Annotated in this window: 13 protein-coding genes, 1 tRNA gene, 1 pseudogene and 1 riboswitch; of the genes and pseudogenes, 6 read left to right on the plus strand and 9 right to left on the minus strand. The window is 67.9% G+C overall.

Features of this window, described 5'->3' with window-relative positions:
* The first annotated feature begins 46 nt into the window (after nt 1-46).
* The 5 genes from rsgA (at nt 47) to PQI07_RS11670 (ending at nt 4,704) form a co-directional block, all read left to right on the plus strand.
* Nucleotides 47-1,081 carry a ribosome small subunit-dependent GTPase A gene (gene rsgA / locus PQI07_RS11650; protein WP_043356834.1) on the plus strand — a complete coding sequence of 345 codons (1,035 nt, stop codon included), beginning with the start codon at nt 47-49 and terminating at the stop codon, nt 1,079-1,081.
* Nucleotides 1,082-1,329: 248 nt separating this feature from the next.
* The gene (locus PQI07_RS11655) at nt 1,330-2,301 is read left to right on the plus strand and encodes an NAD(P)H-binding protein (protein WP_274927707.1); all 972 of its coding nucleotides are present in this window, start codon (nt 1,330-1,332) and stop codon (nt 2,299-2,301) included.
* A 437-nt stretch (nt 2,302-2,738) separates the two neighbouring features.
* Nucleotides 2,739-3,239, plus strand: coding sequence for a hypothetical protein (locus PQI07_RS11660; RefSeq protein WP_274926661.1), 501 nt, complete (start codon nt 2,739-2,741; stop codon nt 3,237-3,239).
* Nucleotides 3,236-3,508, plus strand: coding sequence for a type 2 periplasmic-binding domain-containing protein (locus PQI07_RS11665; RefSeq protein ID WP_274926662.1), 273 nt, complete (start codon nt 3,236-3,238; stop codon nt 3,506-3,508). Before PQI07_RS11660 ends, PQI07_RS11665 begins: the two co-directional genes overlap by 4 nt.
* Nucleotides 3,509-3,546: 38 nt before the next feature.
* A complete protein-coding gene (locus tag PQI07_RS11670) occupies nt 3,547-4,704 on the plus strand; it encodes an L-dopachrome tautomerase-related protein (RefSeq protein ID WP_274926663.1) in 1,158 nt (385 codons plus the stop codon).
* Between the two features lie 532 nt (nt 4,705-5,236).
* Here PQI07_RS11670 and PQI07_RS11675 read toward each other — a convergent pair.
* Complete coding sequence (locus tag PQI07_RS11675) at nt 5,237-8,353, minus strand: efflux RND transporter permease subunit (RefSeq protein ID WP_274926664.1); 3,117 nt, start codon at nt 8,351-8,353, stop codon at nt 5,237-5,239.
* Nucleotides 8,350-9,435, minus strand: coding sequence for an efflux RND transporter periplasmic adaptor subunit (locus PQI07_RS11680; protein WP_043759408.1), 1,086 nt, complete (start codon nt 9,433-9,435; stop codon nt 8,350-8,352). Before PQI07_RS11680 ends, PQI07_RS11675 begins: the two co-directional genes overlap by 4 nt.
* Nucleotides 9,436-10,021: 586 nt before the next feature.
* On the opposite strand from PQI07_RS11680, the gene PQI07_RS11685 reads away from it, so the two are divergent.
* Nucleotides 10,022-12,490 carry a 2Fe-2S iron-sulfur cluster-binding protein gene (locus PQI07_RS11685; protein WP_274926665.1) on the plus strand — a complete coding sequence of 823 codons (2,469 nt, stop codon included), beginning with the start codon at nt 10,022-10,024 and terminating at the stop codon, nt 12,488-12,490.
* A 1,661-nt stretch (nt 12,491-14,151) separates the two neighbouring features.
* On the opposite strand, the gene PQI07_RS11690 is transcribed toward PQI07_RS11685, so the two are convergent.
* The 7 genes and pseudogenes from PQI07_RS11690 to lptM form a co-directional block, all read right to left on the minus strand.
* Complete coding sequence (locus PQI07_RS11690) at nt 14,152-16,290, minus strand: TonB-dependent receptor (RefSeq protein ID WP_274927708.1); 2,139 nt, start codon at nt 16,288-16,290, stop codon at nt 14,152-14,154.
* A gap of 133 nt (nt 16,291-16,423) precedes the next feature.
* Nucleotides 16,424-16,621: riboswitch (cobalamin riboswitch) on the minus strand.
* Between the two features lie 712 nt (nt 16,622-17,333).
* Nucleotides 17,334-17,666, minus strand: coding sequence for a hypothetical protein (locus PQI07_RS11695; RefSeq protein WP_274926666.1), 333 nt, complete (start codon nt 17,664-17,666; stop codon nt 17,334-17,336).
* A 34-nt stretch (nt 17,667-17,700) separates the two neighbouring features.
* A complete protein-coding gene (locus tag PQI07_RS37860; protein ID WP_446720948.1) occupies nt 17,701-18,105 on the minus strand; it encodes a DUF6538 domain-containing protein in 405 nt (134 codons plus the stop codon).
* 86 nt (nt 18,106-18,191) lie between these two features.
* Nucleotides 18,192-18,283: transfer RNA gene (locus PQI07_RS11700), tRNA-Ser, on the minus strand.
* A 12-nt stretch (nt 18,284-18,295) separates the two neighbouring features.
* A complete protein-coding gene (locus tag PQI07_RS11705; RefSeq protein WP_274926667.1) occupies nt 18,296-19,144 on the minus strand; it encodes a glycosyltransferase family 2 protein in 849 nt (282 codons plus the stop codon).
* Nucleotides 19,141-20,409 (minus strand): diaminopimelate decarboxylase, encoded by a 1,269-nt coding sequence (gene lysA / locus PQI07_RS11710; protein WP_043386933.1) that lies wholly within the window; start codon nt 20,407-20,409, stop codon nt 19,141-19,143. The genes PQI07_RS11705 and lysA overlap by 4 nt, the downstream gene beginning before the upstream one ends.
* A 165-nt stretch (nt 20,410-20,574) precedes the next feature.
* Nucleotides 20,575-20,918, minus strand: a pseudogene (gene lptM, locus PQI07_RS11715) (LPS translocon maturation chaperone LptM).
* Between the last annotated feature and the right edge of the window lie 43 nt (nt 20,919-20,961).

Here is a 20,961-nt window from a genome sequence, read left to right on the forward strand (position 1 = left end):
CGTGCGCCTGGCGGTGGAGGGCTGGCCAGGCGCAGGATGCCATGTCATGGGCAGGGCGGTGATCGATCATCCGCCTTCCTTCCAGCCCCTGTCGCTTGCAAGCTTGGGCTGGTCCGACTTCTTCGAAGTCCAGCGTGAACCCCACGAGGCCGATCTCGCCCCGATGCGGATCGCGACGCTTCACCGGTCTCGCTTGACCGCCCTGTCGGAGGCCGGATCCGTCGAACTGACGCTCGCGATCCACGCCAGCACGAGCGACTTCACCGTGGGCGATTGGGTTCTCGTCGATCCGCGAACCCAGACCGTGCATCGCCGTCTCAGCCGCAGGACGGTCATGGAGCGCCGCACCGAAGGCAGCCGGACCCTTCAGGCCGCTGCGGCCAATGTCGACACGCTGTTCATCGTCACCTCCTGCAACGCGGATTTCAATCCGGCGCGACTGGAGCGCTATCTGGCTCTGGCCAATCAAGGCGGCACAATTCCGGTGATCCTCCTCACCAAGGCCGACACGACAGCCGATCTGGGAACCTACCAGCGCCAAGCGTCCGAGTTGCAGCGCGGGCTCGACGTCGTAACCCTCAACCCCCGTCTCTCCGCGGCTGCAGACGCCCTCGCTCCGTGGTGTGGGCTGGGGCAGACGGTGGCGCTGGTCGGCTCCTCCGGCGTCGGCAAATCGACGCTGGTGAACACGCTGGTCGGTCCCGGTCAGGCCCAGGCCCAGCTGACCGGCGGCATTCGCGAGCACGATGCCAAGGGACGCCATACGACCACGTCGCGTTCGCTGCATGCCATCGCCGACGGCGGCTGGGTCATCGACACGCCGGGGATGCGCACGCTGCACGTCAGCGGCGCCGCGGAAGGGATCGAAACGCTGTTCGCCGAGATCATCGAACGCGCGCCCCTGTGCCGATACCGCGACTGCACCCACACAAGCGAACCCGGGTGCGCCGTGCAGGCTGCCGTCGCGGACGGCAGCCTCGCACCTGAGCGGCTGATCCGTTGGCGCAAGCTGTTCGACGAGAACCGGACCAATACACCGACACCGGCTGGTCCACGCAGCCACCGACGTCCTCGCAGGTAGGCTGCGGCCCTGACTGTCCCGCTGCCGCGAGAGCGGGCGCCGGCGGCGCGCTCCGTGCTATGACGCCGGCATGACGCGCTGACCCTTCGCCCACACCCGTGGCAATCCAGGCTGCGAAGGCGGCCTCCTGTTCGGGTGGATCGATACGGTCTCGTCACAACGACCGGACATGCCGGAACCCTGAGTGGCTGGATAAGGTGAGCGTGACCGGAGACCAATCGGACGCGTTGCGCCCGCGACGCGTCGCCGTGCTCGGTGGCACCGGGACGATCGGGCGCGCGACGGTGCGCGCGCTGGTGTCACGGGGCCATGACGTGGTCTGCTTCGTCAGGCGTCGCGCCGACATCGACGACCCGTCAGGGCCGCCCGCGTGCTCCCGACTGCCTCCGGGCGCGACCGCAAGGGTGGTGGATGTGACCGATCCATCGTCCCTCGCCGAGGCGGGTTTCCGCGGCGAGCCGTTCGACGTCCTGGTCTCGTGTCTCGCCTCGCGCACGGGCTTGCCCGACGACGCCTGGGCGATCGATTATCGCGCGCATGTGAGTGCGTTGCACGCCGGGAAGGCGGCCGGCGTGACCCACGTCATCCTTCTCTCGGCGATCTGCGTCCAGAAGCCGGTCCTGGCGTTCCAGCACGCCAAGCGCGCGTTCGAGGGCGTTCTGGCCGGGTCGGGCCTCGATTACACGATCGTACGACCAACGGCCTTCTTCAAATCGCTCTCGGGGCAAATTGATCGTTTGAAACGCGGGAAGTCGTTCCTGATTTTCGGCGACGGTACGCTGACGGCCTGCAAACCGATCAGCGACGACGACTTGGGCACCTACATTGCCGAGTGCCTCGACGACCCGGACCGGCGCAATCGCGTGCTGCCGATCGGCGGCCCGGGCGAAGCCGTGACCCCGAAGGCGCAGGGCGAGCAGCTCTTCGCCTTGCTCGGGCGCGAAGCGCGATTCACGCATGTGCCCGTAGCCCTTCTGGACGTCATCATAGTCACTCTGGCCATGCTCGGACGGCTGGTTCCGACCATGGCAGCCAAGGCCGAACTCGCGCGCATCGGGCGCTACTACGCGACGGAATCCATGCTCGTTCTGGATCCGGTGACGGGGCAATATGATGCGCGCGCCACACCGTCGACCGGCTCTGAAACTCTCTTCGACTATTATGCGCGCGTGATCCGAGGCGAGGCCGTTGCCGAGCGCGGCGACCACGCCGTGTTCTGACGGCGCGCCGTCTGGACGCCTGCAAGCGGGCCGCAGGGCCGCCCAAGCGGGGCGGAAGCCGACGCGCCGACCGGCGTCAGCTTCTCCGCTTCACCCACGTCGAGGCAGCCTGACCATCGTCGGCCGGAACCGGCAGGCGCCGGTGATCGCCTGAGAGCCTTGGTCGAGTGGATTGCGGCCGGCCTGCTCCCGAGCCGGGGGTGGAGCGAACAGGCACGTCCGGCGCGTCCTCGCGCGCCTGACCACAGGTCTCCCGGGGCTGCTGCTGTAAGGGCGCGTGGGCGGTCGCGGACCACGCTGCCGGCCGGTCTTGGGGCGGATCTGCCAGCCATCGCCTGCCGGGGTGACCGGGCGAATGTGTCTCAGATCGACAGCCCGGCTTGGAGAACGATGTTGGGTCCAGGACCGAACCGACGTGTGAGACGAGGATGTCGTTCATGAGGGTTGCACTCTTCGCCGTCGCGGCCTGCTTGGCCTCCCCCCTGGGCGCCGCCGAGGATGCGGGACAGACGGTCGCCAGCGAGGGCGACTGGGTGCTCAGGAAGGCCGGTCACCCGTCGAGCGGGGACGCTGACTGCATCCTGGCGCCGAAGACCCGATCGCGCATCCAGATCGTCGGCGACCGGCTCGAGGTGACGGGTCTGCCGAAGAATTCCATCCTCAACTATCAGTATCGGGTCGACGACGGGCCGGTATCGAACGCAATGTTTCCCACGGCGCAGATGCAGGAAATCGGGGTGATTTCGCTGAATGGCGATGTGCTCAAGAGCATCCTGAACGGCCGACGATTCAGCATCCGCCTGCTCGACAGATGGCACGAGGCCATCACGGAGGAGATCAGCCTCGCCGGCCTGCGCAGCCTGCGCGACCAGCGCGCGGACGCCTGCAAGTCGTCAGGGGCCGAGGGACAGCCGAGCCGAGCGCCCGGCTCCGGGTGAACGCCTCGGTCCCGTTCGGCACCCAGGTCATCCTGCCGGTCCGGCCGCGATCTCTCGCGGCACATCCGCGGATGCGCGTCGATCTCGCCGAGCACGAGGGCCTGTCCGGCGACGTGGTGCGCCTGATGGCGCTCGGCGGCGCCGGCCTCGCACGGTTCGGCCGGTCCTACGTCTCCGCGGATCTCGCCGCAGGGCGGCTCGCGCCGGTGCTGGAGCCGTTCAATCCCGCCATTGCCGACCGGTGCCGACGTCTTACCTGCTGCGCCTAACGACAGGCCTCGACGCGGCGTCGGGGGGAGAGGACATCATGAAGAGTCTCACCGCCACCCTGGCGGCGGCATTGTCCATCGCGCTTGCGAACGACGCGGCGCGCGCGGCCGAGCCCTCCACCGCGCCGGCGCCTGCCATCGAGCAGGTCGCACAATTCGACGGCGCCATGCCGACGGGCATCACTGTCGCGCCCAACGGGCGGATGTTCGTGAATTTCCCGCAATGGGGCGACAACGCGCCCTTCACCGTGGGGGAGGTGGTGAACGGGACGACGGTGCCCTATCCCGATCTCGCGACGAACCAGCCCGATCCGGCCGCCCCGGCCGCGCATTTCATCTCCGTGCAGAGCGTCGTCGCCGACGGCGCGAACCGGCTCTGGGTGCTGGATACGGCCGCGCCCGGCTTCCGCACGCCGCAGCCGGGCGGTGCCAAGCTGGTGGCGATCGACTTGGCCACGAACACGATCGTCCGCACCATCGTCCTGCCCGACAGCGTCGTTTTGCCGACGACCTATCTCAACGACGTCCGCTTCGACCTGCGCCAGGGTGAGGCCGGCGTCGCCTACATCACCGACAGTTCCAACGCGGGCATCGGCGGGATCATCGTGGTGGACCTCGCCACCGGAAAGGCATTCCGCCGCCTCTCCGGCCATGCGAGCACCGCGCCTGAGCCCGACTTCACCCCCGTCGTCGATGGCGAGCCGCTGATGAACCGCCCCGCCAACGGGCCGGCGAAGCCGGTCCGCGTCGCCAGCGATGCCATCGCGCTCTCGGCGGACGGGTCGCTGCTCTATTACGGCCCGCTCTCCGGCCGGACGCTCTATGCCGTGCCGACCGCCGCCTTGCGCGATCCCCGGGTGAGCGAGGCTGATCTCGCCGGCCAGATCCGCGACATGGGCGCCAAGGGCGCCTCGGACGGGATCGCCGAAGACGATCGCGGCCGGGTCTTCGCCGGCGATTACGAGCACAACGCCATCCGTGTGCTCGACCAGGGCAAGTGGTCCACCGTGGTCACCGATCCGGCCATCAGCTGGCCCGATACGCTGTCGATCGGGCGCGACGGTTACCTGTACTTCACCGCCAACCAGTTGCACCGGCAAGCGGGCTTCCACGAAGGCCGCGACCTTCGCCGCAAGCCCTACGCTGTGCTGCGCATCCGGATCGACAGCGGGCCCGTCCTCCTGACCCGCCCCTGAGACCGCGTCGCGGCTGAGGCCTGCGCCGGATCGCGTGGACGTTCTCCGGCGACAGATCCGACGCCCGGCTGCCGTGATGATGGACCTCGCCGCGCCTCGCCGCGCCGGGGAGCCTTCTCGAGGGGGCGAGATCGGCGAACCGAAAGGCTGCCCGGCATGACCCCGTGCCAGAGCCTCCCCACGACCTTGAGCGCGGGGGCGCTGCCGCCAAGCTCCAGGGCCGGAAGCTGCGGCGGCGGGGACGGTTCCGGGATCCGCCCGTTCGGCTCCATGGATCCGCGTTGCGGCGGTGGACGATCGGCGCGCGAGAAAGCAATCTTGATCGCGTCATGCTGGCGTTGGATCTTCAGGATCCCGTCCGCCTTTTGCAGGGTCCCGATGCACACGAGCGGCGGTCCACAGGGGCGACGGCGTGCGGGTACGATCAATGATCCCGGCGGGCCCGTGGGGGGGCAGATACGGGCCCGCCGGGCCATCACACGCGAATTTGGAAGCGCGTGCGATCTTCTGGACGTCTCTGGAGACGGCGTCCTTACGTCGAGCGGGGCGTTACGGCCGCTCCGTCGACGGTGACCACGGCCGGCCCTGCGACGGCCTTTTCCGGCCGCTGCACCCGGAACCACAGGGCGTACAGGGCGGGCAGGAACAGGAGCGTCAGGACCGTACCGACACCGACGCCGCCGATGAGAACGTAGGCTAGCGCACCCCAGAACACCGAGTGGGTCAACGGGATGAAGGCCAGCATCGCAGCCGCCGCCGTCAGGATGACGGGCCGCGCCCGGCGCACGGTCGATTCCACGATGGCCTCATAATCCCCGAGGCCCGCCGCTTGGTCGTGGTGGATCTGGTCCACCAAGATCAGCGTGTTCCGCATGAGGATGCCCGACAGCGCGATCAGCCCGAGGATCGCGTTGAAGCCGAAGGGTTGGTGGAAGACCAACAGGGTCGGCGCGGCGCCGACGAGGCCCAGCGGTGCGGTGGCAAAGACCATGAACATGGTGGCGAACGAGCGCACCTGGATCATGATCACCGTCAGCGTCACGATGAGCATGATGGGGAACACCGCCACCAGCGACAGCATCGCCTTCTCGCTCTCCTCCACGGAGCCTGCCGTGTCGATGCGGTAGCCCGGCGGCAGCTTGGCTTTGATCGGCGCCAGCAGCGGAACGACCTGGGCGTGGATGTCGGGCGGCTGCTTGCCGTCGAGCACGTCGCCCTGCACGCGGATGTAGGTCTCACGGTTGTAGCGCTTCAGGACCGCATCCTCGGTGCGGCTCTCCAAGCGCGCCACCTGCGAGACCGGCACCTGGCGCCCGTCCTTCGTCGCCAGCGTCAGGTCGCCGATCTCCCCCAGCGAGCGCCGCTCGGGGCCGGGGCTGCGCAGGAGGACGTCGACGGAACGCAGGTTCTCCCGGACCTGGGTGGCGGGCGTGCCATTGAGGTAGCTCTGCAGCTGCTGGCCGGCCTCCTTGGGCGTCAAGCCGATCAAGCGCAGGCGCTCTTGGTCGAGGGCAAGGTGGAGACTCGGGGTCTTGTCGCCCCAGTCGAGATGGACCATGCGCATGTTGGGGTTCGTGGCCATCGCTTGGGCGACCTCACCGGCGATGCCGCGAATGATGTCGAGGTCGGGTCCCACGACGCGGAAGGCGACGGGGAAGCGGACCGGTGGTCCGAACACGATCTGGAGGACCCGCACACGGGCTTCAGGAAAGCGGCCGTCCTCGACGAGCTTGCGCACCTTGCCCCGGAGGGCGTCGCGGGCATGGGAATCGGCGGTCTGCACCACGATCTGCGCGAAGGCGGGATCGGGCAGTTCCGGGTCGAAAGAGAGCACGAAGCGCGGCATGCCCTGGCCGATATAGCTCGTGATCTCACGCGCCTCGGGCAACTCGCGAACCGCCGCCTCAATCCGCTTGACGCTGGCCTCGGTGGTGGCGAAGGCCGAGCCCGCCGGCAGGGTGACCTCGACGATGAGTTCGGGGCGCTCCGAATTCGGGAAGAATTGCTGCTCGACCTTGCCCATGGCCACGACGGCGAGTGCGAACAACCCCACCGTGATGCCGGCGGCGATCCACTTATGGTCGACGGACAGGCGCACGACGCGGCGCAGGCGTTCGTAGTTCTTCGTGGCGTAGATGGCGTCGTGCCCGCCCTCGACCTTCTCGATGTTGGGCAAGAGCTTGACGCCGAGATAGGGCGTGAAGGTCACGGCCACGATCCATGAGACGATCAGCGAGAAGGCCACCACCCAGAAGATGTTTCCGGCGTACTCGCCCGCCGTCGACGCGGCGAAGCCCACGGGCAGGAAGCCCGCGATGGTGACCAGCGTGCCGGTGAGCATCGGCGCGGCCGTGGCGCTCCAGGCGTAGGTCGCGGCCTCGATCCGGTCGGCGCCTTCCTCCATGCGCACCACCATCATCTCGATGGCGATGATGGCGTCGTCGACGAGGAGGCCCAGCGAGATGATGAGGGCGCCGAGGGTGATGCGGTCGAAGTCACGGCCCGTGACCATCATCACCACGAACACCGCCGAGAGCGTCAGCGGCACGGCCAGCGCCACCACGATGCCGACCCGGAAGCCCAGAGCCACCAGCGACACAAGGATGACCACACCGAGCGCGGTGAAGAACTTCACCATGAACTCGTTGATGGCGTCGTCGATGACCTTCGCCTGGTCGGTGATCTTGCTGAACGTGATCCCGGTCGGTGTCTCGTGATGGATCGCCACTTCCTCGGCGTTCAGCGCCTCGCCCAGGCTGAGACCGTTGTAACCCGGCTTCATCACGAGGCCGAGCATCAGGGCCGGCGCGCCGTCGTTACGGATCTCGAAGGTCTTCGGGTCCTCGTAGCCGCGCTTCACCGCGGCGATGTCGCCGAGCTTGAGGCTGCGGTCGCCGACGGCCACCGGGAGGTTGCGGATCGCGTCGAGCCCGTCGATGGCGCCGTCCAGGCGCAGGTACACCCGCGGGCCGTCGGCCTCGACGAAGCCAGCCGGCGTCACATCGTTCTGGTTGGCGAGCGCCGCCAGCAGTTGCTGGCCGTTGATGCCGAGCGTGGCGAGACGCTGGTAGGAAATCTCGACGAAGATCTTCTGCGCCTGCTCGCCGAGGATGTTGATCTTCTCGACGCCCGGCACCCGCAGCAGGCGCTGCCGCAGGTCCTCGGCGCGAAGCACCAGTTGACGGTGCGGCAAACCCCTGGCCTGGAGCGCATAGAGAGAGAAGTAGACGTCCGAGAACTCGTCGTTGAACAGCGGCCCGAGCACGCCGCGCGGCAGGCTGGAAGCCTGGTCGGAGAGCTTCTTGCGCGTCTGGTAGAACTCCGACTGAAGTTTCGCCGGAGGCATGTTGTCCTTGAAGAAAACCTTCATCAGCAACAGTCCGGGCCGGGTCGTCGTCTCGACACGGTCGTAGTAAGCGAGTTCCTGCAGCCGCTTCTCGAGCGGGTCGGCGACCTGCCGCTGCATCTCGGCGGTCGTCGCCCCAGGCCATGCGGCCGAGACGGCCATTGTCTTCACCGCGAAACTCGGGTCCTCGCCACGCCCGAGCTTTTGGAAGGCGAAGAAGCCGGCACCCGTCAGGGCAATCAGCAGGAACAGGGTGACGGCCCGCTCGCGGACGGCCACGGCCGAGAGGTTGAAGCGGCTCATCGGGCCACCCCGGTCATGCTGACCGGCGCTTGCCGCACCTTCTGGTCGGCTTTGAGGAGATGGGCGCCGAGGGCTACGATCCGGTCGCCGGGGTTCAGGCCGGCCACGATCTCGACCCGCTCCTCGCCCATTCGGGCGACCTGCACCATCTGCGGCCGCACGGTCTCGGTCGCGACGTCGTAGCGCCAGACCGCGGTGCCGCGGCCCTGGTCGAACAGCGCCGCGAGGGGTACCTCCACGCTCGCTGTGCGGACCGCCGCATGGGCCTTGAGCTGCAGGGTGACGGTGGCGCCGAGCGGCGCCGCCTCGCCGTCTCCCGAGAGGATGTAGCGCGCCCGGTAGGTGCGCGTGGCCGGGTCGGCGGTGGCGGACAATTCGCGCAGTCGGGCCGGATAGGTCGCCGCGTCCTCGGAATAGAGCGTGGCGGAAGCCTCGCCCTGAGCGGCGCGCCGGCTGCCCTCGGGTATGAACACTTCCGCCTCGCGCGCCCCGTCGCGAGCGAGCTTGACCACGGTCTGGCCGGCGGCGACCACCTCCCCAGGATAGGAGGGCACTTCCATGACGACGCCGTCGGCATCGGCCTTGAGCTCAGCATACCCCGCTTGGTTCTCGATCTGGCTGGCTTGGGCTTCGGCATTGGCGAACTGGGCGATGGCCGCGTCGGCCGCGCCCTTGTTCTGGTCGTAGGTCTGCTTGGAGGTCCAGCCGTCCGAGACGAGCTTACGGCTGCGCTCCTCGTCGGCCTTGGCCTTGATCATCTGGGCGCGGGCGGCATCGACGGAAGCGCGCGCCGCGTTGAGCGCGAGGGTGAAGTCGGTTCGGTCGAGGCGCATCAGCGGCTGGCCGAGGCGCACGCGGTCACCAGGATCGACGAGGCGCTCGAAGATCTTGCCTCCCACCCGGAAGCCGAGGTTGCTCTCGGTGCGCGCCCGGATCACGCCCGTATAACGGGAGACCGCGCCGGGGCTCGGGACGACTTCGGCGATCTGCACCAGGGGCGGCTCGGGGCTGACCGCTGTCTCGGCGGGCGAGCAGGCCGCCAGGGCCAATCCGGTCAGTCCGACCATCCATCGCGCGTCCATTGGCGATTCCCCGTAACCTTTTGAGGGGTTTTGATATGATAGTCGTCATCTATTCCGGCTCGGTTCCATCGTCAATGGCCCGTGCTGCCGCCCATCCCGGGGGACACGATCACGGAAGGCCGGGGCCACGCGATGGGCTTCATGGCGACCGGCGACCTTGGGGGCAGGGGACGTACACCGCCGGGGTCGGGTCCGGGAGATCGCTCCGGATCGTCGCGCTGCGTTGAAGCTCAAGGCCGCGGCCTGCCACGCGGAAGGCGTGGCTCCTCTGGCAGCGCCGAGCAAGACCGCGCCCTCCCCGACACGGAGGAGCGCCTCGAAGGCCCCAAGGCGGAGGCCCAGCCTCGAGACGACGAACCATCCGTCCTGATGCGTCCTGTCGTGGCGGTGCGCGGTCACGTCGGAAGGCGGCAATCTCGACCGGCGAAGTCACAGGGCGCCCAGGCCGGCTTGCGGATCGGAGCGCAGACACTTATAGATTACATATAACATCTATTTTGCGGCATCGAAGGCGCCGGGTGCTCGGCGCCTGTCGTCCGGAGCATCCCGGATCGCGAAGCCAGCCTGGGGCGGAGATCCCTGCCTGATGAACCTCGAAGATCATCCCACGGTGAAGCGTCTCCGTGCCGCCGAGCTATCGAGCGGGCCGGCCGCTGCAAGGAGGCCATTCGGGGCGGGCGAACTGCGACAGCTGGCCCTCGAATGCGGTGCGGACGACGTCGGGTTCGTCGAGATCGGCCGGTTCGAGCTTGAGCCGCAGCGGGACGAGATCCTGCGGCACTATCCCTGGACGCGGTCCCTCGTCAGCATCGTCGTCAAGATGGCGCAGGCACCGGTTCGCGGGACGCCGCGGTCCGTTGCCAACCTCGAATTCCACCGTGCCGGTCACGACACCAACGCCATCTGCGCCGCCATCGTCGCGCGCCTTCAGGATCATGGCATCCGAGCCGTCAACCCCTCCATGGGCTTCCCGATGGAGATGAACCAGAACCCCGGGCACGCCATCTGGATCGTGGCTCACAAGCCCGTGGCGGTCGCGGCAGGTCTCGGCCGGATGGGCATCCACCGCAACGTCATCCACCCGAAATTCGGGAACTTCATCCTGCTGGGCACGGTCCTGCTCGACCAGGACATCGACATCCCCGACGCGCCCATCGACTACAACCCGTGTCTGGAATGCAAGCTCTGCGTCGCGGCCTGCCCGGTCGGTGCGATCAAGCTCGAAGGCGCCTTCGATTTCCAGGCCTGCTTCACCCACAATTACCGCGAATTCATGGGCGGCTTCACCGACTGGGTGGAGCAGATTGCGGACTCCCGCGACGCGCTCGACTATCGCCGGCGGGTCAACGAGCCCGAGACCGCCTCGATGTGGCAGAGCCTGACCTATGGGGCGAACTACAAGTCGGCCTACTGCATCGCCGTGTGCCCGGCGGGCGAGGACGTCATCGGCTCGTACCTGAAGGATAAAGGCGCGCACCGGCGCGAAATTCTGAAGCCGCTCCAGGATCGCCCGGAACCGGTCTACGTCGTGGCCGGCACCGACGCCGAGGAGATCGCCAGACGCAAGTGGAAGCACAAGACGGTGAAGCCCGTCGGCAATGGCATGACCCCCCGGACCATCGGTGGCCTCCTGACCTTCATGCCCATCGTGTTCCAGCGGGCGCAGGCGCGCGATCTCGACGCGGTCTTCCATTTCACCTTCACCGGCGCCGAGAGCCGCCAAGCAACCGTCACCGTCCGCGATGGAAAGATCGCCGTTCGCGACGGCTTGGTCGACAAGCCCAACCTGCGTGTGATTGCCGACGCCAAGACGTGGCTCGGGTTCCTCGCCAGGGAAAAGAGCTTGGTCTGGGCTCTGGCGAGGCGGAAGATCCGGATCTCCGGGGACCCCCGGCTCCTGCTGGCCTTCGGCAAATGCTTCCCGTCGCCCGAAATCCGGCGCAAGCCCGTCGAGATCGTGCCCGAGACCTCTCTGCTGCGTCCCGCGATAACGCCCTACGCGCGGAACGACGAGGCGACCGGGACGGTGCGGTGGTTCGGCGAGCTGGAACTGCGCGACGTCGCGCAGGTCACCCGCACGGTCAGGACGTTCCGCTTCGTCGATCCGAAGGGCGGCGAGATCCCCTTCCGGCATGTGGCCGGGCAGTACCTGACGCTGGAGATCACGCGGCAGGGCATTCCGACCCGCCGCTCGTACACCATCGCCTCGTCGCCGACGTGGCGGGACCATATCGAGATCACCGTCAAGCGCGAGGAGAACGGCGCGGTCTCCCGTTGGCTGCACGACGAGATGCGACCGGGCGACCGCGTCCAGGTCGAGGCGCCGAGCGGTGGCTTCGTGTTCTCCGGCAGGGAATGGCCGACCGTCGTGCTGATCGGCGGCGGCGTCGGGATCACGCCCATGATGAGCAGCGTGCGTTACCTGACCGAGACGGACTGGCCCGGCACGATCTACCTCCTCCTCAGCTTCAAAAGCCCGCAGGACTACATCTTCAAGGACGAGATCGAGACGCTGAGGAAGCGGAATCCCAGGCTTCACGTTTCGGTCGCGATGTCCGCACCGGACAGGGAGGCCTGGAAGGGGCATACCGGTCGCATCGATGCCCGCTTCGTCGCGGCCGCCGTGCCGGATATCGCGCTCCACCGCGCCCACATCTGCGGACCGACGCCCATGATGGACGCGGTCAAGGCGGTCCTGCTCGATCTGGGCGTGCCGGCCGGTCAGATACGGACAGAGGCCTTCGGAACCGACCGTCGCGATCCGACCGGAAGGACTGGACAGTCCGGCACGGTCGTCGGTCAGGTCAAATTCCTGGACACCGGTAAGACGTCTACGGCTCGCGAGGGAGCGACGCTGCTCGACGTGGCTGACGAGGCGAAGGTCCGCATCGACAGCGCCTGTCGCTCCGGGACGTGCGGAACCTGCATGGTGAGGCTGCGGAGCGGGACGGTTCGGATGCCCGTGCAGGACGCACTCGGCGACGGCGACAGGGAGGATGGCTACATCCTCGCCTGCCAGGCCGAGCCTGAAGGCGACGTGGAGTTGGAAGCGTAGCCCCGCGTTCGGGGGGGCGATTGATGCCGTTCAGCCCTCGGCGATGGGCGCATCTCGTGCCGCGCGGCGGGACACCCCCAGGGCGGGGTGATCCTTGGCTTCGACCGGCTGCTCGCGTTGGCCAATGCGGGCTTCGCTTCAGGCCGCTATCGCGTTGGGGCCATGACGCTCGACGTCGAGACCGGCACGGGTTGGTGGCCAAGCCTAGCGCCAGCTCGGCTCCAAGCACCCGCGCCGCCCCTGAGCGGGCCGTCCCGGGCCGCCGGTTGCTCGCCTCCGTTGCCAGAACGCCGGCCTGACGTCATCCCGCGGGCAGAAGACCCCGCCCGCTCAAGATCCCGGCAAGCCATCGCCGATGAGTCCAAACGCGTTTTGGGCCGGGCCCACTCCATCAAGCGCAGGTCGGTTTGCGTCAGGGGGCGCCGTCCGCACCGTTTTTGATCGCAGCTCGGCGGCGTCCAGTGCGACGTCGCGGCGACGGGATGGGAGGACACTCAGGGAGTGCAATCCACAGGCCGCGGCTGCGGGGGCGAACCGACTTTTGGCGCGCCAACCCGTTGTGAGGAAACACCGGTTTCGGGTTGGTGGGCGATCGCGGAGACGCGGCCCGCCCATGATCTCGAATTTCGTGTTTTTTATCCGCTGCTTACCTCGATGGCTGCGTTCGCTACCCATCCCAGTCCACGTGATCAACGCGGATCTCCGGGTAGTGCGGCGGACGACGACGGATTGATCAGCTCGCATCGGATGCGCGAGCGGGACATGCTTGGGTTCCAGCCACAGACCTGAGGCGGTCCGCCGCATTTTCCCATGGGGGAACCGGGGTCACATCTCACGCGGCTCGTACGGAGCCGTCGACATCGGCCGCGACATGATCGCGGGTTTAGCTCCATGGCCTCCATCAAAATTCGTGCGTCCGCTGACGGGACCTTTGCGGTCTGCCGGAATGGATCCGCCGTCGCCTCTGGCCTGACCCGAGCCCAGGCCGACCATCTGGTGGCGGTGCTCGGCTGGATTTCCTGAGGCCTCCGAGATCCCTCCCACCGCCTGCACGGGATGTGCGAGCGGCGTTCACTGGGAAGAGCAAGTTTGGATTGAAATGTCTCCAATCAGACATTAGGCCGCCGCCGCCGGCTTCAGGCTGGCCGTCCACGTCCGCCTACCGTTCGCCCCTCAGCGACAAGGGCGGGCGTGGATGCCAAGGGGGGCGCGAAACGCTGCCCCTAAGCTCGACCGCGTCGTCGCCGGCTCGGCGAACCCTCGCCGAAACTTCCTGCTCCCTCACGCCGTAGCGTAGGCGTCCCATGCCGATGTGGAGGCGCTGCGGTGACGTTGATCAGTCTGGCTTGCTTCGTGGCTGGAACGGCCTCTGCCGCGGCGTCTCTCATCAGCGACCGTCTGCGCGTCATTCTTGAAGCTGCGGGTGGCTCCCTGTTTCTGGTCGGCCTTTGCGTGCTCGGCGCAGAGTTGCCGCTGTTCAGATAGGGCCCATTGCAGCCTCCCGGCGGCCTCACTGCATCGAGGCCCGCGACGGCAGGTCCGCCGGAGCTGCCAGGGCTTCCGGCTTGGCGCACCCGCCCCCGAAAGCGCTCAAAAGCCTCGTCCCCGCTTCCGGGGCACTCGGTGGGCTTATACGAGCCCGTGTGGACCGGACCGGTCCTTCAGAATTTTCCAGCGATGGTTAGACGTACCGCCGTAGGCTCGACCGGGTGAAACACGCGGTCGATCAGCCCTTCGGCGGGCTCGCCGGGCAACCGTGAAACATACGCGTAGGTGATCTGGTCAGACTTGCTGTTCGTCAAGTTCAGTACGTCCAGCGAGACGCTGATGCCGTTGTCGAAATTGTAGCCCACCCGGCCGTTGAACAGCGCGGTCGCCCGCGAGCGGATCGCGTTGTCCTCAATCAGCGGCCGGGGGCCGAAGTAGCGGAAGCGGAGTGATCCGAACCAGCCTAGCGGCTCGCCGAAGGTCACGCCCGCCGACGCGATGGTCGTCGGCGCTTCAGGAACCCGGTTGCCCACCGGGTCGTAGTCCGAGAAGCGAGCGTTCGTGATCGTCAGGTCGCCCTCCAGCGCGAGCCAGGGCGTCACCGCATACCGGTTGGTCCATTCCACGCCGAAGCGGCGGGTCGGGCGGCTCGGCTCCGTGGTGCCGGTATCGCCCTGGAACAGGTTCTCTGAGGCGAAATCGAGCCGGAACAGGGCGAGGCTCGTCTCCAGCCCGGCAATGGACCGGTTGCGCAGGCCGATCTCGTAGCCCGTGGAGGGCACGAGGAAGGGCGAGCGGGTCGTGTTGAACAGCGAGGAGGTCGGATCCACCGTGGCGGTCACGCCGCGCACATCGTTCGAGTGGAAGCCGCCGCCGTAGTTCACGAAGAGTTCGGTGTCGAACCACGGCCCGAGCGTCAGGCCGAGCTTTGGGTTGACGATGCCATCGCGCGCCTTGCCCGAATTGGCTGGCGTGTCCGAGACGACGCTGGCGTAGTATCCGTCCGCGCGGAAACCGACGCTGGTGCGCAGCCAGTCGGTCCAGCGCACGCGGTTGTCGAAGTAGAAGGCTCCACTTGTCTCCACCACCCGGTCGTCGAGCACGCCCGAGCGATACTGCCGGTTCGTTGTGTTGAACAGGCCGACGCGGATCGAGTCGGTGCGGGTCTGCACGCCGATCTCGTTTTCCATCGGCCTCCCGAACAGGTCGCCCTGGAAGATATGCAGGGCCTCACCGCCGCCGATGATGCGCTGATCGAGCTGGTGGAACTGGTCGCCGTTCACCGGATCATTGAGGAAGTAAGTGAAGTCGTTGAACAGGTTCAATTGGGATCGGATGACGTAGGCCGAGGCCCGCGTCACGCCCGTGTCGTCCGTTGCGCTGAACTTGCCCGAGAGCGAGAAGCGCGAGGTGTCGCCGCCATCGGTCGGGTTGATCGTGCCGTAGCGGCTGATCAGCCCCTCCGTCACAGCGCGCTCTGGGATCTGGTTGGTGGCGGTCCAGCGCGCCGCATAGGCCATGCCGGTGACCGAGAAGCCGTCGAGCGGCGTACCCTGGCTGTAGCGGGCCACGCCGTTGATCTTGCGCAGGGCGTCCGGGACCACCCACGGGCCGTCGTAGACCTGGGCTTCCCCCGCGAGGAGGAGGTTGCCCTCACCGAGTGGTACGGTAGCGATCGAGAGCGCGCGCTTGTAGCCGAAGCTGCCGATGGAGGTCAGGGCGACGTTTTTCGCGGTCGTGTCGAGATAGTCGATCCGCACGGAGCCCGCAGAGGCGAAGTCACCGTCGCGGACGAAATACGGACCCTTGTGGAATTCCACCGCGCCGACGAGTTCCGGGATCAGGAAGTTGATGTCGGCGTAGCCTTGTCCGTGGGCATGGGTTCGCATGTTGAGCGGCATGCCGTCGAGGAACAGGGCTATGTCGGTGCCGTGGTCGAGGTTGAACCCGCGCAAGAAGAACTGATTGGCTTTGCCCTCGCCGGAGTGCTGCGTGACGATCAGGCCCGGCACCGACTCCAACACCTCGCCGGGGCGCGTCACCGGACGGCTGTTAAGCTGTGCGCCCGTGATGACACCCGAACTGGCGGAAGCCACGGGGGTGCTGATCCCACCGATCCCGGTCGTACCCCCGACGTAGCCCGCGCTCGCGGCCGGACCGACGCGCGGCGATGCGGATACGGCTGTGTCGGCGGTGACCGAGATCTCCTCCAGCGTCGTCTCGGTGGTCGCCGCACTCGGCGTGGAGCGGTCCTGAGCTGCGGCCGCCGAGGCCAGGGCGGCGAGGCCGACGCCCGACCAGGTCGAGAGCATTCGGATGGTGGGACGACGGGACACGGGAGCCTCGGGCGACGGGAGTGGCACGTCACCGCGAATGAGGTCTCCACGCCCAGCGTCAGCCCGGCGCTTCGACACCCGTCAGGACACCCCGCCCGACGCGTTTCGCGTGTGACCACGACTGACGGCAGGTCTCCTGGCTCGCGGGTCACCGCCCTCGCACCGTCTTCCCGGATGAGGCACATCCAGTGACGCGGTGGTGCTGGGCTCGCCGCTTACAGTTGCGGGGGCAGCCGCGGCTTCAGGGCAAGCCCTTCACCGCGTTCCCTTTTGATCCCCGAAGGGAACCGTCGCTGTCACCATCCGTCGCCTTGTCAGGCCACGTCAAGCCATGAGGAAGATCGGCGACCGTGTGTGGCCTCGCTGTGACAATGGGGTCCGTAACCTCGCCGTTATCGAACGGTCGCTTCCGCGCATCGCGCCAATTACCGCGTCACACCCATTGCCGAACTTGACCGGACGCGAAGCGACACGGTTTGGCTATAAGAGGCTTGATCACCTGTGGTTCGATCGCCCGATCTAAAGCCTCGATGGCGGCTCGGAGTTGCTCCGGTCCGAGTCCTGACGCGTATACGGCAAGGCCGAGCGCGGCTTGGCGTGACCCATAAGCTCGGCGATAACGCTGCTGTTTACTGTTGTGGTGTGCGTAGAGGCCCGTTGGAGATAAGTTGCGAAGTATCGTCTGAAGCTATGGACATCGACCTGTTTGCTGGGCCCAAGCACCTTCTGGCAAAAGGTGGCAAATCGCTTCACCACGATCCAGCTTCGCTTCCCGTCCGGCCCCGCGGGCGTGAGACCCGAGCATACCCAGCCGTCTGACGAGCGTGCAACGCGCTGCTGCAAAATCGGCCAAGCTGATCCATGAACTGGTACGACGCGCCGGGCATGCTCCGTTTTCCGTGAGAGATGCGGAACGCTCGCCCCTCTGTGCGCATGTCGGCGGTGCGAAGCTGGCAAGGCTCGCTGATGCGGCAGCCGGTCAGTAAGCCGACCCGCATGAGGTCGAACAGCACCGTCCCCTACCGCTGGCCCATGATCGCCACAGGATCAGCCGTGAGGAGCGTGACAAGCTCATCAGCGGTGTCGGCGCGCTTCGATGGCTCCTGCCTCGATCCGTTCGCGACGCTACCCTGGCCCAGCCACGGATTGTCGGCGACAAAGCCACGCTTGATGAGCCGCTGCCACATCGAAGAGAGCGCCGCGATCTGTCGATGGACCGTGGCCTGAGACGCCCGACTCCGCAGGAGCACGTCGCTGACGAACTCACCCGCGGTGCGTCGATCCACGCCGCGGACGGCATAGTTTGACGGCTGAGTTTGTGCGAACTCCCGGACGGCAAGGGCGTGCTGCATCCGAGATTGCTTGGTCTGGACCCATCGATCTCCTTCAACCAGCGCTCCAGCGTCGTGAGCATTGTGGTCTGGCGCGATGAGCCCCCTGGATGAGCATGATCGCGGCCATCCTTTCGGGTCGTCTCTTGGGGAGAGAATGAGGCGTTGGGTCGGGGCACTCGCGCCCGGTATCGTCGCGGGACCGTCCTGAACCGGTCAGGGCAGCCGCCCGGGCGGGCTCCCAACCGTCCGATACGGTCTGCGCACCGATCCAGTCCCAGAGCAGCGCCAGCGCGATCCACCGTCGCTGCCGCGCAACAGCCTCGGTGCTCGCGTCGAGAGCCCGGACGAGGTGGGTCTGTCCGACCGTGGAGACGAGATGGGCTGGCACCCTGAGTCGCAGGGACCAGCGCCCACGACGGCATTGCAGGTGGTCGGGGTGCCGCACCTTTGGCCTCATCCCGTACGGCTACGATGACGCTGTGTCCCCAAAGCTGGCCGGACGAAGCGAGAAAAGTGCTGCTTTTACAACATCTTAGGGCTAAATGGCGGAGACGGAGGGATTCGAACCCTCGATACCCATTTCTGGGTATGCTCATTTAGCAAACGAGTGCCTTCAGCCGCTCGGCCACGTCTCCGGCGCTCTGGCTCTAGAAGGTCGGATCCGGCGGGTCAACCCGATCCTGGCGGGCGGCGGCCACGCGGCGGCGCTCGACATGCTTCGCGACGCGCAGATGCCGCGAGATCGCGTAGTTCATCGCCGTCAGGAAGCCGTAGGTGCCGCGCACGAAGTGGCGGCGCCCGAGATAGGCCTTCAAGAAGTTGCCCGGCAGTTCCACGAACACCCGCCAGGTCGGGATCACCACGCCCCGCGTCTCCAAGTCCTCCGCCTGCTGGTCGGAGTAGCGATTCAGCTTGTCGAGCTGGTCGCCGAGCGAGCGCACCGAGAAATGATGGATCACGCCCCTGAGCCGCCCCGGCGTGACGCCGGGTTCCAGCGCCACCCGGTCGTGCACCGGCGAGGCGGCGTAACGGCCCCGGTCCTTCCTGTAGAGCCGGACCGGCGTCAGGGTGTAGGCGAGCGGGTGCGGGCGGCCCTCGCCGGGAAAGATCTCCGCGATGCCGATCCGCCACGCCGGCCGGCGCGGCTCGCCCGCGGCCCAGAGGGCCCGGATCTCCCGGACGAGATCCTCCGGCACTACCTCGTCGGCGTCGAGGTTCAGGAGCCAGACATGCCGGCACTGCTCCTCGGCGAACCGCTTCTGCGGGCCGTAGCCCGGCCAGGGATTGTGGATCACCCGCGCGCCGAGCGCGGCCGCCAGCGCCTGCGTGCCGTCGGTGGAGCCCGAATCGACCACCACGAGGTCGTCGGTCAGGCCCCGCACCGCCCGGATCGTCGCGCCGATCCGGTCCACCTCGTTGTGGGCGATGATGAAGACCGACAGCGGCAGCCGCCGGTCGGCCGCCGCGACCGACGGGGATGCGGGCGCGCCGCTCACGCCAGCCAGTCCGGCACCCGGTCGAGGGCGATCAGCGCGTCGACGTCGAGGCGCGGTCGCACCACGGCCGCCCGGTCGCCCCGCACCAGAACCTCCGGCACCAGGGGCCGCGTGTTGTAGGTGCAGGACTGCACCGCCCCGTAGGCGCCGGCGCTCATCACGGCGATCAGGTCGCCCGCCGCCACCGCCGGCATGTCACGGTTGAGAGCGAGATAGTCGCCGCTCTCGCAGACCGGACCCACCACGTCGGCGACGAGGCGCGGCGTCCCGGAACTTGGCTCGAGGACCGGCCGCAGGGCGTGATAGGCCTCGTACAGGGTCGGGCGGATCAGGTCGTTCATCGCCGCGTCGACGATCACGAAGGTGCGCCCCTCGCTGTGCTTGACGTAGAGCACCCGCGTCACCAGGATTCCGGCATTGCCGACGATCATCCGGCCGATCTCGAAGACCGGCCGCAGGCCGAGCGGGGCGAAATGCGGCCGCAGGGTCGCCGCCAGGGCGGCCGGATCCGGCGGCGGCGCGTTGTCGTCGCGATAGGGGATCCCGAGACCGCCGCCGAAATCGATGTGGCGCAGGGGATGGCCGGCCGCCATGAGCGTCCGGGCGAGGTCCGCCAGCAGCCGGGCCGCGTCGGCGAAGGGCGCCAGATCGGTGATCTGGCTGCCGATATGCATGTCGACGCCGTGCACCGCGATCCCCGGCAGGGCGGCGGCAGTGGCGTAGACCGCCGGCGCCCGGGTGATCGGGATGCCGAACTTGTTCTCGTACTTGCCGGTGGAGATCTTGGCGTGCGTGCCGGCATCCACGTCGGGGTTCACCCGGATCGAGACCGGGGCCTTGAGGCCGAGGCCCACGGCCACGTCGGACAGGACCGCGAGTTCCGGCTCGCTCTCGACATTGAAGCAGAAGATGCCGGCCTTGAGCGCGGCCTCCATCTCGGCGCGGGTCTTGCCGACGCCGGAAAACACGATCTTGCCGGGATCCACCCCGGCCGCCAGCGCCCGCTGCAGCTCGCCCCCCGAGACGATGTCCATCCCGGCGCCCTGGGAAGCGAGGGTGCGCAGGACGGCCTGGTTCGAATTCGCCTTCATGGCGAAGCAGACCAGCGCGTCGTCGGCCGCGAAGGCCTCCGCGAAGACGCGGTAATGCCGCTCGAGGGTGGCGGTGCTGTAGCAGTAGAACGGCGTCCCGACCTCCGCGGCGAGGCCGGTCAGGTCGACCGCCTCGGCGTGCAGGCGGCCGTCGCGATAGTGGAAATGGTGCATCTCGGCCGTGTCTCGTCTGCGCGCCGGAGCGCGGCCTGTTTCCCGTGAAACACCCCGCCGCAGGCCGACGCGGGCGCACGCCGACGACCGGATCCGACCGGGTCACCGGGCGCGGAGCACCACGACGGCCTGCCGGCGGCGTGGCGCCGTGCCGGCCTCAGCCCTCTACAGCAGCGGATCTAGAATGAAAGGCTCCTTCGGCACGCGGTAGCCCCGCCGCGCGCCGCGGCTGGTCTCCACCGGCGCATCGGTGCCGCCCGGCGGCACTGCCGCCACGGAGAGTTCGTCGCCGGCGCGCACCGAGGCCGCATCCGGCTCCGGGGCGCCCCGCCGAGGCCGACGGAGACCGGCAGCGTCCGCCGCCCGGTCGCCGCGCCCCCGCTCGCCGGCGCGGCGGCCGGGGCCGCCGTCTGCGGCGGTTCCAGGGCACCACGCCGCCCGCAGGCGGAGACCGCCAGGGCCACGAGGCCGGACACGGCGAGGAGTTTCAGGGCGGGTTTCGACAACATCGCGCGAGGGTCCGGCGGGCTCGGCACCGGCACGCGAGGGCCG

It is taken from the genome of Methylobacterium sp. 092160098-2, assembly GCF_028920805.1.
Classification (GTDB): Bacteria; Pseudomonadota; Alphaproteobacteria; order Rhizobiales; family Beijerinckiaceae; genus Methylobacterium; species Methylobacterium fujisawaense.

Coding starts and splice junctions, on each gene's coding strand:
- rsgA (WP_043356834.1), top strand. CDS start 47: ATGGGCAGGGCGGTGATCGATCATCCGCCTTCCTTCCAGCCCCTGTCG.
- PQI07_RS11660 (WP_274926661.1), top strand. CDS start 2,739: ATGAGGGTTGCACTCTTCGCCGTCGCGGCCTGCTTGGCCTCCCCCCTG.
- PQI07_RS11670 (WP_274926663.1), top strand. CDS start 3,547: ATGAAGAGTCTCACCGCCACCCTGGCGGCGGCATTGTCCATCGCGCTT.
- PQI07_RS11675 (WP_274926664.1), bottom strand. CDS start 8,353: ATGAGCCGCTTCAACCTCTCGGCCGTGGCCGTCCGCGAGCGGGCCGTC.
- PQI07_RS11680 (WP_043759408.1), bottom strand. CDS start 9,435: ATGGACGCGCGATGGATGGTCGGACTGACCGGATTGGCCCTGGCGGCC.
- PQI07_RS11685 (WP_274926665.1), top strand. CDS start 10,022: ATGAACCTCGAAGATCATCCCACGGTGAAGCGTCTCCGTGCCGCCGAG.
- PQI07_RS11690 (WP_274927708.1), bottom strand. CDS start 16,290: ATGCTCTCGACCTGGTCGGGCGTCGGCCTCGCCGCCCTGGCCTCGGCG.
- PQI07_RS11695 (WP_274926666.1), bottom strand. CDS start 17,666: ATGCAGCACGCCCTTGCCGTCCGGGAGTTCGCACAAACTCAGCCGTCA.
- PQI07_RS37860 (WP_446720948.1), bottom strand. CDS start 18,105: ATGAGGCCAAAGGTGCGGCACCCCGACCACCTGCAATGCCGTCGTGGG.
- lysA (WP_043386933.1), bottom strand. CDS start 20,409: ATGCACCATTTCCACTATCGCGACGGCCGCCTGCACGCCGAGGCGGTC.